This window comes from Streptomyces dengpaensis (assembly GCF_002946835.1).
GTDB classification, from domain to species: Bacteria; Actinomycetota; Actinomycetes; order Streptomycetales; family Streptomycetaceae; genus Streptomyces; species Streptomyces dengpaensis.
In genome coordinates this window covers 3,498,755-3,512,423 of the sequence record NZ_CP026652.1, presented here as the reverse complement: position 1 = coordinate 3,512,423, position 13,669 = coordinate 3,498,755, and the positions used below count along the sequence as shown (strand labels likewise).

The 13,669-nt window shown below is 71.9% G+C and carries 8 protein-coding genes; 5 read left to right on the top strand and 3 right to left on the bottom strand.

Annotated features, from left to right (window positions below):
• Positions 1-103 precede the first annotated feature (103 nt).
• On the top strand, positions 104-1,228 hold the full coding sequence (locus C4B68_RS15885) for a GuaB3 family IMP dehydrogenase-related protein (protein WP_099500667.1): 1,125 nt from the start codon (positions 104-106) through the stop codon (positions 1,226-1,228).
• Between the two features lie 73 nt (positions 1,229-1,301).
• Here the strand turns inward: C4B68_RS15885 and C4B68_RS15880 are convergent, their stop codons facing one another.
• Complete coding sequence (locus C4B68_RS15880) at positions 1,302-1,823, bottom strand: hypothetical protein (RefSeq protein ID WP_099500668.1); 522 nt, start codon at positions 1,821-1,823, stop codon at positions 1,302-1,304.
• 151 nt (positions 1,824-1,974) lie between these two features.
• Entirely contained in the window at positions 1,975-3,183 is a 1,209-nt protein-coding gene (locus C4B68_RS15875; protein WP_099500669.1) for a nucleotide sugar dehydrogenase, read from the bottom strand.
• 269 nt (positions 3,184-3,452) lie between these two features.
• Between C4B68_RS15875 and C4B68_RS15870 the strand changes: the two genes are divergently transcribed.
• Complete coding sequence (locus tag C4B68_RS15870) at positions 3,453-5,159, top strand: glycerol-3-phosphate dehydrogenase/oxidase (protein ID WP_099500670.1); 1,707 nt, start codon at positions 3,453-3,455, stop codon at positions 5,157-5,159.
• Between the two features lie 101 nt (positions 5,160-5,260).
• Here C4B68_RS15870 and C4B68_RS15865 read toward each other — a convergent pair whose 3' ends face one another.
• A complete protein-coding gene (locus C4B68_RS15865) occupies positions 5,261-6,523 on the bottom strand; it encodes a serine hydrolase domain-containing protein (protein ID WP_099500671.1) in 1,263 nt (420 codons plus the stop codon).
• Positions 6,524-6,708: 185 nt separating this feature from the next.
• On the opposite strand from C4B68_RS15865, the gene C4B68_RS15860 reads away from it, so the two are divergent.
• The 3 genes from C4B68_RS15860 (at position 6,709) to C4B68_RS15850 (ending at position 13,659) form a co-directional block, all read left to right on the top strand.
• Positions 6,709-8,700 carry a serine/threonine-protein kinase gene (locus C4B68_RS15860; RefSeq protein WP_099500672.1) on the top strand — a complete coding sequence of 664 codons (1,992 nt, stop codon included), beginning with the start codon at positions 6,709-6,711 and terminating at the stop codon, positions 8,698-8,700.
• Positions 8,701-8,870: 170 nt separating this feature from the next.
• On the top strand, positions 8,871-11,813 hold the full coding sequence (locus C4B68_RS15855; RefSeq protein WP_099500673.1) for a protein kinase: 2,943 nt from the start codon (positions 8,871-8,873) through the stop codon (positions 11,811-11,813).
• A gap of 166 nt (positions 11,814-11,979) precedes the next feature.
• Positions 11,980-13,659, top strand: coding sequence for a serine/threonine-protein kinase (locus tag C4B68_RS15850; RefSeq protein ID WP_099500674.1), 1,680 nt, complete (start codon positions 11,980-11,982; stop codon positions 13,657-13,659).
• The last annotated feature ends 10 nt before the right edge of the window (positions 13,660-13,669 follow it).

The following is a 13,669-nucleotide window of genomic DNA, read 5'->3' as shown; positions in this document are numbered from 1 at the left end:
TGAAGCTGTACAAGGGCGGCTCCGGATGAACCTCCGGGGCCGCCCTTGTCGTACCCGTCGGGGATACTGGGAGGCGCAGAAGCGAAGAGGAAAGGCCACACACGTGACTGAGATCGAGATCGGGCGCGGCAAGCGCGGCCGCCGGGCGTACGCCTTCGACGACATCGCCGTCGTCCCGAGTCGCCGTACGCGGGACCCCAAGGAGGTCTCGATCGCCTGGCAGATCGACGCCTACCGCTTCGAGCTGCCCTTCCTGGCGGCCCCGATGGACTCGGTCGTCTCCCCGGCCACCGCGATCCGCATCGGCGAGCTGGGCGGCCTGGGCGTACTGAACCTCGAAGGCCTGTGGACGAGGTACGAGGACCCGCAGCCGCTGCTCGACGAGATCGCCGAGCTGGACGCGGCCACCGCGACCCGCCGCCTCCAGGAGATCTACGCGGCTCCCATCAAGGAGGAGCTGATCGGGCAGCGCATCAAGGAGGTCCGCGACTCCGGCGTCGTCACCGCCGCCGCGCTGTCCCCGCAGCGCACGGCGCAGTTCTCCAAGGCCGTCGTGGACGCGGGCGTGGACATCTTCGTCATCCGCGGTACGACGGTGTCGGCGGAGCACGTCTCGGGTGCCTCCGAGCCGCTGAACCTGAAGCAGTTCATCTACGAGCTGGACGTCCCGGTGATCGTCGGCGGCTGCGCCACGTACACCGCCGCCCTGCACCTGATGCGCACGGGCGCGGCCGGTGTCCTCGTCGGCTTCGGCGGCGGCGCCGCGCACACCACGCGCAACGTCCTGGGCATCCAGGTCCCGATGGCCACGGCGGTGGCGGACGTCGCCGCGGCCCGCCGCGACTACATGGACGAGTCCGGCGGCCGGTACGTGCACGTGATCGCGGACGGCGGCGTCGGCTGGTCCGGCGACCTGCCCAAGGCGATCGCCTGCGGCGCCGACTCGGTGATGATGGGCTCCCCGCTGGCCCGCGCCACGGACGCGCCCGGAAAGGGCCACCACTGGGGCATGGAGGCCGTCAACGAGGAGCTGCCGCGCGGCAAGAAGGTCGACCTCGGCACCGTCGGCACCATCGAGGAGGTCCTCACGGGCCCCTCGCACACCCCCGACGGCTCCATGAACTTCTTCGGCGCCCTCCGCCGCGCCATGGCCACCACCGGCTACAGCGAGCTCAAGGAGTTCCAGCGCGTCGAGGTGACGGTCGCGGACTCCCAGCACAAGCGCTAGTCCCTAGCGCCCTTGCGGCGAAGGGCCCGTCCACCGCGCGATGGACGGGCCCTTTCGTACGCCGGTTTTCCGGCTACTGACCGGCCTTGCGGGCGCTCGTGAACGCCACGTACGCCGCGATCGCGAAGAAGACGAAGGTCAGCGGGTCGGAGTCGGCCTTCCAGGCTTCCTGGACCAGGCCGAAGTTGTCGAAGAAGACCTCGCTGAAGCCGACGCCCAGTTCCTTGGCGCCGATCATGGCCTCGCCGATCAGCTGGCCGAAGTAGACCGAGGCGGCCGACAGGACCACGCTGACGATCGGCAGGATCGGGTTGCGGCCGCCGACGCGGCCCGCGGCGAGGCCGATCAGGAAGCCGACGCCGACGGCGGCCCAGCCGATCTCGTGCTTGGTGAGACCGATGATGGCGCCGTAGACGCCCGCCGTGACCACGGCGGCACCGAAGGCGGCCGCGAGGCCGAGCCCGAGGCTGTCGCGCACCGGAGCGGCCGGGGCGACCGGGGCCGTCGGGAAGCCGGGCTGGGGCACGCCCTGCTGCGGCTGGCCGGGCTGGTCGGCGTACGGGTTGCCGGACGGTGGCGGAGTCGACTGACTCATGTGGTTCCCCCCAGGGAAGTTAGCGCACCTGTGGTGTGCGCCAGGGACGTGAGCGCACATCTGTCGGCGCCCGGGTCACGGGCGCACTTGTGTGCGGGAGCTGCCGCACATTAGCAGGCGCGAGTGACCAAGCGCGTCAAGTTTTCGGAGGTCAGAGCCGGTGCGCCGCCCCGGTCGGGGTCGCTCCCCGTGTGTCCAGCAGGAGTTGGGCCTTCACGGAGAGTCCTTGCAGGTCGTACGTGCGGTGCTGCTGGAGCAGGATCGTGAGGTCGGCGTCGGCCGCGGCCTCGTAGAAGGAGTCGGCGCGCGGGACCGGGCGCCCGAGGACGCTCCACGCCGGGACGTGTGGGTCGTGGTAGCTGACGGACGCCCCGAGTTCCATCAGGCGCAGCGCGATCTCGTGGGCGGGAGAGCCCTCCTGGTCGGCGAGATCGGGCTTGTAGGTGACGCCGAGGAGCAGCACGCGCGCGGCGCGGGCCGATTTGCCGTGCTCGTTGAGGAGGGTGGCGGCGCGCTGGATGACGTACTGCGGCATGTGGCTGTTGACCTGCTGGGCCAGCTCGACCATCCGGAGGGAGCGGCCCGTGTGGCCGGTCAGATCCTGGGGGATGCCGTGGCCGCCCACACCGGGGCCCGGCCGGAACGCCTGGAAGCCGAACGGCTTGGTCTCGGCGCACCGGATGACGTCCCACAGGTCGACGCCCAGGTCGTGGCAGAGCACGGCCATCTCGTTGACGAGGGCGATGTTGACGTGCCGGAAGTTGGTCTCCAGGAGCTGCACCGTTTCCGCTTCGCGTGGTCCACGCGCGCGTACGACCTTGTCGGTGAGGCGCCCGTAGAAGGCGGCGGCCGACTCGGTGCAGGCGGGGGTCAGACCGCCGATGACCTTCGGCGTGTTGGCGGGGGCGAAGTCGCGGTTGCCGGGATCGAACCGGCTGGGCGAGTACGCGAGGTGGAAATCGCGCCCCACGCGCAGCCCGGAGCCCTCTTCGAGGAGCGGGCGGAGGAATTCCTCCGTGGTGCCGGGATGTACGGGCGATTCCAGGATCACCGTGGTGTGCGGGCGCAGCTGCGCGGCAAGGGTGCGGGCGGCCGCCTCCACCTGACCCAGATCGAGACCGCCGTCCGCGCCCCGCGGAGTCGGCGCGCAGATGACCGCGGTGCGTACGCGGCCGAGTTCCGCGGGGTTGGTGGCCGGCCGGAAGCCCCCCGAGAGCATCCGGCGCAGTTCGGCGGGGGTCAGGGAGCCGCCTTCCGGACCCGTCTTGTAGCCGAGCGTGGGGATGCCGGCGGCGACGGCGGCCTGGGCCAGCGGCAGGCCGAGATGTCCGAGTCCGATGACGGCGAGATCTGCGGGCATGGAGTGGGCCGTCCTTCCCAGTAACCGAAGCGGGACAGGTGCGCAAGCCCTGTGGACAGGTCGGGCGAGCGCACTGTCACACTAGGAGTAAATATGACCGATTTGCTGGATTGTTCGACTGCGATTCCTTGCGCGTCGCCGAGAGTTGTCCACAGGCTGCGGACGGCCGGTGGCCGAAGGCGGGCAAGACGGTCAGACTTTGGACGTGGGGGATGTGAGCCGGGCGTCGCGGAAGGTGACGCCAGCCCGACGGACAGCGGGAGGCAGCGGTGAGGACAGCGACACTGGGGCCGGCGGAGCGCGCCGAGTCACTGGCGGCCATGGCCGAGCACGAGCTGGATGTGCTGGTCATCGGCGCGGGAGTGGTCGGCGCGGGCACGGCGCTCGACGCCGTGACACGAGGCCTGTCCACGGGCCTGGTCGAGGCGCGTGACTGGGCGTCGGGCACGTCGAGCAGATCCAGCAAGCTGATCCACGGTGGCCTGCGCTATCTGGAGATGCTCGACTTCGCGCTGGTGCGCGAGGCCCTGAAGGAGCGCGGACTGCTCCTCGAACGGCTCGCACCGCACCTCGTGAAGCCCGTCCCGTTCCTCTACCCGCTCCAGCACAAGGGCTGGGAGCGGTGGTACGCGGGCTCGGGCGTCGCGCTCTACGACGCGATGTCGATGGTGCGCGGCCACGGCCGCGGACTGCCGACGCATCGTCATCTGAGCCGCCGCCAAGCCCTGCGCGTCGCCCCCGCCTTGAAGAAGGACGCGCTGGTCGGCGCCCTGCAGTACTACGACGCGCAGATGGACGACGCCCGCTACGTGACCACGCTGGTGCGCACGGCGGCGGCGTACGGCGCGAAGGTCGCCAACCGCGCGCGCGTGACCAGCTTCCTGCGCGAGGGTGAACGCGTCGTCGGTGCCAGGGTGCAGGACGTCGAAGGGGGCGGGGAGTACGAGATCCGCGCCAAACAGGTCGTCAACGCCACGGGCGTGTGGACCGACGACACCCAGGCGATGGTGGGGGAGCGGGGACAGTTCCACGTACGGGCGTCCAAGGGCATACACCTGGTCGTGCCGAAGGACCGGATCAACTCCTCCACAGGCCTGATCCTGCGTACCGAGAAGTCCGTGCTGTTCGTCATCCCGTGGGGGCGCCACTGGATCATCGGCACCACCGACACCGGCTGGGACCTCGACAAGGCCCACCCGGCGGCGTCCAGCGCGGACATCGACTATCTGCTGGAGCATGTGAACTCGGTGCTCTCGGTGCCGCTGACCCGCGACGACGTAGAGGGTGTGTACGCGGGGCTGCGGCCGCTGCTGGCCGGCGAGTCGGACGCCACCAGCAAGCTGTCGCGTGAGCACACGGTGGCCCATCCGGTGCCGGGGCTCGTGGTCGTGGCCGGCGGCAAGTACACGACGTACCGGGTGATGGCCAAGGACGCGGTGGACGAGGCGGTGCACGGCCTCGACCAGCGGGTCGCCGACTGCGTCACCGAGGACATTCCGCTCCTGGGCGCCGAGGGATACCGGGCGCTGTGGAACGCGCGAGCGCGGATCGCCCAGCGCACCGGACTCCATGTGGCGCGTGTGGAGCACCTGCTGAACCGGTACGGGTCGCTCGCCGAGGAACTCCTCGACCTCATCGCCGAGAACCCGTCCCTGGGCGAGCCCCTGGCAGCCGCCGAGGACTACCTCCGGGCCGAGATCGTCTACGCCGCCTCGCACGAGGGCGCCCGGCATCTGGACGACGTGCTGACCCGGCGCACCCGCATATCGATCGAGACCTTCGACCGGGGCACGCGCTGCGCCCGCGAGGCGGCCGAGCTGATGGCGCCGGTCCTGGGCTGGGACAAGGACCAGATCGAGCGCGAGGTGGAGCACTACGACAAGCGGGTCGAGGCCGAGCGGGAGTCCCAGCGCCAGCCGGACGACCTGACGGCGGACGCGGCGCGGCTGGGGGCGCCGGACATCGTGCCGCTTTGAAAGCTTTGAGCGGAGCTCTGTGGCCTGTGGGCTGGGCCTGTGGGCTGATGTCACTCGAACGAGTGTCGTGATCTGGGATCTCCGCTCGGAGCCCGTCCGTTCTACGAGGTGCGGGGGCAGAACTCGGCGGCGAGCAGGGCGGGTTCGAGTTTCGGGTCTGCGATCCCGTCCGTGTTCACCCGGAAGGTGAGGACACGACGACCGTCGACGGTGGCCGCGGTGCGCACGTAGCTGCCGGAGATACGGCCGTTGTGCCCCCACACCGTGGTGCCGCACGGCAGCTTCACGGGGAACAGGCCCATGCCGTACGAGCCATGTGCGGCACGGGTGTTGAGCATCTCGTGCAGCACGCGTGGGAGCAGCAGGTCGCCGTCCAGCAGGGCCCGGTAGAAGCGGTTCAGGTCGGCGAGCGTGCTGACCAGCTCACCCGCGGCGCCGGCCACGCGCGGGTCGAGTTCGGTGACGTCCGAGCCGTCTGCGGTGTACGCGCGACCGTGCGGCAAGGGCAGCGAGGAGCGGGCACCGGGGAAGGAGGTGCCGGTCAGCCGGAGAGGAGTGATGATGCGGCGCTCGGCCTCGGCGGCGTACGAGTGGCCGGTGATCTGCTCGACGACCATGCCGAGCAGTACGTAGTTGGTGTTCGAGTAGGCGAAGTGGCCGCGGTCGGCCGGGGGGTGGGTGAGTGCGATGCGTACGGCCTGAAGCGGGCTGACGGGGACGGTGCCCTTGGTGTCCGCGGTGAAGTCGTAGAGGCCGCTGGTGTGGGTGAGCAGGGCGCGCAGGGTCAGGCGGCGGCCGTCGTTGCCCGCGCCGCGCACCAGACCGGGGAGGTGATCGTCCACGGAGTCGGACAGGGACAGCCGGCGTTCGGCGGCGAGCTGCAGGACCAGCGTCGCGATGAACGTCTTGGTGATGCTGCCCGCGCGGAAGTGGTCGGATCGGGCCATTCCGTGACCGGCGCCGACGAAGCGTGAGCCGGAGTCGTCGCGGGCCAGCAGGGCGGCGGCGGGGGCCTTGCCACGGGTGACGAGGAGGGCGAGGTCAGCGTCTTCGGCCGGGGTGGCGTTCTGGGCAGAGGCCGCGCCCTTGGGCGGGGTGGCGTTCTTGGCCGGGGGCGCGTCTTCGGCGGGGTTGGCGTCCTTGCCCGGGGTCGCTTCCCTGCCCGGGTTCGCGTCCTTGGCCGCAGCGGTGTCTTCGGGAGGGGCAGGGGCGGGAGCCGGGACTGGGGCAGGGGCCGAGGTCGAGGCCGCGGGGTCTTGGGAGGCGGCCCGGGTCACGTCCGGCAAGCCGGTCGGGACTAGGCAGAGCAGCGCCAGGAGCACGGGAATGGCCAGAAGTGTCCGAGGTGTCCTGCGCGCTGGCATCGGCGGTCCTTCCTTGTCGCGGCCCATCATGCGGGATGTCGCTGTGGCGGGCTTCGGGTGGTCCCGGTGTGAGAGGTGTCGCGGTCACCGAGCGGGTCGGCGTCCGAGGGGCCCCCTGGGCGTGGAGCGCTTGCCGGGTGAGAGACAATGGAGGCTCTGTCGGGGCGGGTTGCATGAGGGGACGCATGTCGGAGGCGGAGCGGGCGGGAGCATCCCGTCAGGACAAGAGCGAACGTCTCCTCGCCGGGCGGTACCGGCTGGGAGACGTTCTCGGCCGCGGTGGCATGGGCACGGTGTGGCGGGCCGAGGACGAGACCCTGGGCCGTACGGTCGCGGTCAAGGAGCTGCGGTTCCCGTCGAGCATCGACGAGGACGAGAAGCGACGGCTGATCACGCGCACGCTGCGTGAGGCCAAGGCGATCGCGCGGATCCGCAACAACGGCGCGGTGACGGTCTTCGACGTGGTCGACGAGGACAACCGGCCGTGGATCGTGATGGAGCTCATCGAGGGCAAGTCTCTCGCCGAGGTCATCCGTGAGGACGGCCTGCTCACGCCGAAGCGTGCCGCGGAAGTGGGCCTGGCGATTCTCGACGTGCTGCGTTCCGCGCACCGCGAGGGCATCCTGCACCGGGACGTGAAGCCGTCCAACGTGCTGATCTCCGAGGACGGCCGGGTCGTGCTGACCGACTTCGGTATCGCGCAGGTCGAGGGCGACCCGTCCATCACCTCGACCGGCATGCTCGTCGGCGCGCCCTCGTACATCTCGCCGGAGCGGGCGCGCGGTCACAAGCCCGGACCAGCGGCCGACCTGTGGTCGCTGGGCGGTCTGCTGTACGCGTCGGTGGAGGGCGTGCCTCCGTACGACAAGGGTTCCGCGATCGCGACGCTCACCGCGGTGATGACCGAGCCGGTGGAGCAGCCGAAGAACGCGGGGCCACTGGAGAACGTGATCTACGGGCTCCTCGCCAAGGACCCCGGGCAGCGGCTCGACGACGCCGGCGCGCGGGCGATGCTCAGCGACGTGCTGTACGCCTCCGAGCCCAAGGAGACGGTGCCGGAGCCGTCGGACGCGACGAAGGTCGTGGCGTGGCCGCCGGTGCCCGATGAGGGTCCGGGCGCGGGGAGTTCGGGCGGCGCCGGGGCCAAGCGGGGCGAGGAGGCGGCGGATCGTTTGCGCGGGGCGCTGCGTTCCGTGCGGAAGGCCGCGGCGGCGGCCGGGGCCGGTACGGAGGCCTCCGGGCCGGCGGGTGACGAGGGGGCGGCATCCGCGGGTGCGTCCACTGCTGTGTCGCCTGCCGCGTCCGCGTCGCCCTCGGCGTCCGGTTCCTCCGCGGCGTCCGGCAAGTCCGGCTCGGGATCCGGGTGGCCGGTGGCTCCCGATAGGCCGCCGCGGCCCGCGCCTCGGGCGTCGTTGACGGATGTGGTGCCGCGGCGGACGTTGGTGATCGTCGCGGTGATCGTGGCGCTGGCCGTGCTCGGAACGGTGCTGGCGCTGACGCTTGGCGGCGGGGACGGCGACGGGGCGAAGGACGGCAAGAGCGGCGACACCAAGGCGGCCGTGTCCAGCGGGGCGACCGCGAGCAGCGGCAGCAAGAACAGCGGCGGCACTCACACCGACGGTGGTGACAAGACGGGCGCCTCCGCGGGTTCCGACCCGGAGGGGACCGCGAACGCCACGTCGGGCGCGACGCCGAGTGCGAGCGCGTCGGGCGGTGCGGGCAGCGGCGGCAAGGAGTCGGGCAGCACCGCCGTGTCGACGTACAAGAGCGGTCAGGGGTTCTCGATCGGGCTGCCGAAGGGGTGGAAGTACCAGTCGACGGACAGCGCGGGAGCCCGGTTCACCGGTCCCGACGGGCAGAAGCTTCTGGTCGGCTGGACGACGACGCCCAAGGACGACCCGGTCGCGGACTGGAAGAACCAGGAGCGGTACATGACGCGCTCGCAGTACCAGCGGGTGCGCATCGAGCAAGTGGACTACCGCGGCTGGAACACGGCCGACTGGGAGTTCACTTATGCGGACGGAGGCACGAAGTACCGGTCGATCGACCGCGGGTTCGTCGTCAACGCGCATCAGGGGTACGCGCTGATGTACACGGCCAAAGCGTCTGACTGGGACGGTGGGCTGCGCAAGGACACGTGGAAGACGCTGACCAAGACGTTCCAGCCGAAGTCGTGACGTACCGCTCGCCGATGTGACGTTCCGCCACGGATGGGGGCCTTGAGATCTCCCATCCCCACTTTGCGGCTTGCTTCCGGCACGTATCGTGAGTGGTTGCGGACAGTACGAAGCCGTAACGGCACACAAGGCGAACGGAATTGACCAGCCGATCGGCCGGGGGAGGCATCGTGGACGACTATGCGGGACGGGTACTCGCCGACCGCTACCGCCTGCCGCTGCCGCCGGCGGACGAGTACGAACTCGCCGAGACCCGTGCCTTCGACACGTACAGCGGGCAGGAAGTCCTGGTACGGCAGGTGCCGTTGCCGGAGGTCGTCGAGGCCGAGGTGCTCGACGCGGATGGCTTGCCCGAGGGGTTCGTGGCCCGGGACGGCGGGGTGCGGCGGGCGTCCGCGCGAACCACGCGCCGGCCCACCGAACCGGCCGTGCGACGGGCGATCGAGGCCGCACAGGCCGCCGCGCAGATCCCTGACCACCCCCGGCTCGACCAGGTCTTCGACGTGTTCGCCGAGGGCGGGTCGCTGTGGATAGTCAGCGAGTTGGTGCCCGCGAGGCCGCTGGCCGCGCTGCTCGCCGAGAAGCCGCTGAGCCCCTACCGGGCCGCCGAGGTCGCCTCCGACGTCCTCACCGCGCTGCGCGTGCTGCACGCGCACGGGTGGGTGCACCGGAACATCACCGTGCGCACGGTGCTCGTCTGCGACGACGGCCGCGTGATGCTCACCGGCCTGGCGGCCGGGGCCGCGGAGGAGGCGCTGTGCGGGTACGACCCGATACCGGATCGGGACGATTCCGGGACTCGGGCTGCTGAGTCAGGGGTTGCCGGAGGTGCCGGGTCCGGTGGTCGCGCCGGGCAGGCGGGGGGCGGGGGTTCGCCCGGCGCCGGCGGGGGTGTTCCGCGGGGTGCCGGGACCGGTGCGCCAGGTGCGCCCCGCGGGTCCGGGTTCGGCGGTGGGCGTACGCCGGGTGTCGCTGTGGCGGCGTCGGCGGCCGGGTCCGACCCCGAGGCCGCTCGGCGGGCCGCGATCGAGGCTCGGGCGGAGCGGGGGGCGCCGGTTCCGGGGACGCCCACGGGGAGTGCCGCGGGTGGCGCGGGCCCACGTGCGCTCGAAGCGGGGGGAGCGGAAGGGGCGGCCCAAGCGGGGGGCGCCGGTGGCGACATACGGGCCGCGCGCGCCGGGGCCATCGCCGCGTACCGCGCCGGAGCGCGCGCCGCCGCCCGCGTGCAGGAAGAACAGCGGGGCAGCCAGGTCGCGTTGCCCGCGGCTCGGCCTTCGGCTCAAGCCGATCAAGCGGAGCTTGCCGAACGCGCCGGCCAAGCCGACGCATCGTCACCCCAGCCCCAGCCCCAGCCCCAGCCCCGGTCCCATGCCCACGCCCCGGGGCACAGCACGTCCCAGCCCCTCGGCCAGGGCGGCGGCGCTCCCCTGCTTCCCGGCCAAGCCACACCCCCCGGTCAGATAGCCGACCCGTACGGCGTCCGGGCCGGTAACGGCAGCACCTGGCATGGCGCCCAGCCGCGCACGGGCACAGGCCCCGGCACCGGCACCCATCCCGGCATCGACTCCGGTGCCATCGACGGTGGCACCGCTCAAGGACGCGCGGCGCTCCCCGCCGCCGGCCCGAACAGCGCGGCGCGCACCGGCACCGGTACCCCCGCGCTCGCGCCGGGGCAGTGGTCCGCCGCCGAGCACGGCGGTCCCGGACCCTCGACGGCCGTCGGCGCCCAGGACCACACCCGAACCCCCGACGGCACCCAGGGCCGGACCGGCCATTGGAACGAGCTGGTCGCGGGGGCGTCGTCGCCGCGCCGGGGTCCGGCCACCGCGCTCGCCGCCGAGCGGGCCCGGCAGGCGCGGATGGCCGTGGTCGGGCCGGTGACCGAGCGATGGGCGCCGGAGCAGGCCGGGCCGGTGCACGAGAACTGGCAGTTGGCGGCGCCGATCGGGCCCGCCACCGACCTCTGGGCGCTGGGCGCGCTGCTCTTCCGCGCCGTGCAGGGGCACGCGCCCTACCCGGAGGAGAACACCGCCGAACTGGTGCAGTTGGTGTGCGCGGAGCCGCCCGCGTTCGCCGAGGAGTGCGGACCGCTCAGGCCCGTCGTGGAGTCGCTGCTGCGCCAGGACCCCACCGAGCGGCTCGACTTCGAGGAGCTGCGCGGCTGGCTGCGTTCCCTCGTGCGGTCCGCGCCGGAGCCCGAGGCCGGGACGCATGTCGTCGCGACGCCCCCCGTCGACCCGAGGCGGCTGCCGATCGTACGGCGCCGCGGCGAGCTCGTCCGCAGGCGCCGCGCCGGGCTGCCCGCGACCAGTCCGCACGCCCGCCACAAGCGTTCCAGGAAGGACAGGCCGGCCAAGCCCCGCCGTCTGGGCCGGAATCTGCTCCTGCTGGTGCTGCTTCTGCTGGCCGCGGGGATCGCGTACGCCATGGTCTTCATGCCGAAGGCCGAGCCGACCAGCAGCGGCGGCAGCGGCAGTACCAGCGGCACGGACGGTGACCGGACCGGTGCCGCCGGAGACGTCAGCCCCGCCCCCGACACCGGCGGGGACGGTAAGGCGAGCAGCGAGCCACGGCCCGACCAGACGTCTCCCGGCGCCGACAAGAGCCCCTCGGATGCGGCCAGTTCGACCGAGTCGCAGTCGTCCGGCAACGCCGATGTCGCCCAGGGGTTCAAGCTCCGCAAGGACCCCGAGGGCTTCAGCGTCGCGGTGGCCGACGGCTGGGACCGTACGCCGAAGAACGGCAGCGGCCAAGTCGTGTACTCCCAGGGAGACTTCGAGCTCATCGTGGTACCCGGCCGGGACAGCACGTCGACGTACGGCGGCGACCCGATGACGTACCAGCGGGAGAGCGAGCGTGAGTTGCAGCCGTTCCGGGACTCGACCTGGGCCACGTCCAGTGGGATGCGGCGGATCGACGTGGGCGGACGGACGATGGCCGAGGGGCAGTTCACCTGGCAGGACTCGGCAGGGCGCTCGCTGTACGTACGCAACCTCGCGATCCTCATCGGCGGGCGGTACCACGTGGTGCAGCTGCGCGGCCCGGAGGCCGAACGGGACGAGGTGACACGGCTGTACGAGCAGGCGTCGGCGACGTATCAGGTCGCCGGCTGAGCCCGTCACGGGGCCGCAAGGCGGTGAACACCGGATGGTTCCCTCTCGTACGCGGAAGGGATAACCGTCACAGTGCGGTCTCCGTAGGCGCCTGCCTGTTCCCTGCGCGGGGGGCCGCTCTTTAGTCTGACCGCTGTCAAGACCATTGCGGGGAAACGTGAATCAGATGCAGGGCCTGCTCCTCGCGGGCCGCTACCGGCTTGTCGACATCATCGGCAGTGGTGGCATGGGCCGGGTGTGGCGCGCGCACGACGAGGTGCTGCATCGCGCCGTCGCGGTCAAGGAGTTGACCGCCGCGCTGTACGTCACCGAGGGCGATCTGGCCCCGCTGCTCGCCCGTACCCACGCCGAGGCGCGGGCCGCCGCCCGGATCAACCACTCTGCCGTCGTCACCGTGCACGACGTCCTTGAGCACGACAACCGGCCCTGGATCGTCATGGAGTTGGTCGAGGGCAACTCGCTGGCCGACGAGGTCAAGGAGCGGGGGCGCGTGGAACCGGCCGAGGCGGCGCGCATCGGCCTGTGGGTGCTGCGCGCGCTGGGGGCCGCGCACGCCGCCGGTGTGCTGCACCGCGACGTGAAGCCCGGGAACGTACTCCTGTCCTCCGACCGGCGCGGGCTGCTCACCGACTTCGGGATCGCCCAGGTCGAGGGCGACACGACCATCACGCGCACCGGCGAGATCGTCGGTTCCGTGGACTACCTCGCGCCCGAGCGGGTGCGCGGCCACGACCCCGGGCCCGCCTCCGACCTGTGGGCCCTCGGCGCGACGCTGTACACGGCGGTGGAGGGGAGATCGCCGTTCCGGCGCACCTCGCCGCTGACCACCATGCAGGCCGTGGTCGACGAAGAACCCCCGCCGCCGGAGCACGCCGGTCCGCTGGAGCCGGTCATCACCGCGCTGCTGCGCAAGGATCCCGCCGTACGTCCCAGTGCGCAGGAGGCCGAGCAGATGCTCGCCGAGGCGGCGGAGGGGCGGATGCCGAGGGCGGCGCAGGCGTATGTGCCGACGCAACATGTGCCGACGCAACGGGTGGATCTTGACGCGGGTGGGCGCCAGGGGGCGACCGCACAGGGCGCGGCACGGAGATCCGCACCACTTGTGCAGGGTGCGACCCTGCACCAACCCGTGCCCGCGCAGGCCGCTCCCAGAAGGCGGCGCCGCGGTCGCACCATCGCCCTGGTCGTCGTCATGGCCGCGCTGGTCGGCGTCGGCGGCGCCGTGGCCATGCGGTACGCGGACGACTGGCGGAAGGATGCCGGCGCCTCGGCCGGCGCCTCGGCCGGCGCCACGGGTGGGACCCCCGCGACTCCCGGGACCTCCGGGACCTCCGGGAAGGACGGGAAGGACGGGAACAGCGGGCAGCCGACCGATGCCGGTGCCGTCCCCGACGGCTGGGTACGCGTGGACGACGAAGAGGGCTTCAGTCTCGCCCTGCCCAGCAAGCGCTGGCAGCGGGAGGCCAATGGCACCCAGGTCGACTACACACCCGACGGCGGCAAGCACTTCGTCCGCATCGCCGTGGACGACTCGCCCGACTTCGACGACCCGTACATGCACCAGCTCGACCTGGAGCAGCAGTTGAGGAAGCTGAGCGCATACAACCGGGTGAGCCTGCAGTCCAACACCTTCCGGGACTGCCCCGGGGCCCTCTGGGAGTTCACCTGGACCGCGCTGCCGAAGCAGACGCCGTTCCCGGGGCCGCGCCGCGCCATCGAGCAGACCTATCTCGCCCGCGACGGGGTCGAGTACGCGATCTACATGTCCGCACCGGCGGCGGACTGGGACACCACGCGCCGGCAGTTCGACGCGGTCCTGCGCGGCTGGCGTCCCACGGCTCAGTAACCACAACTAG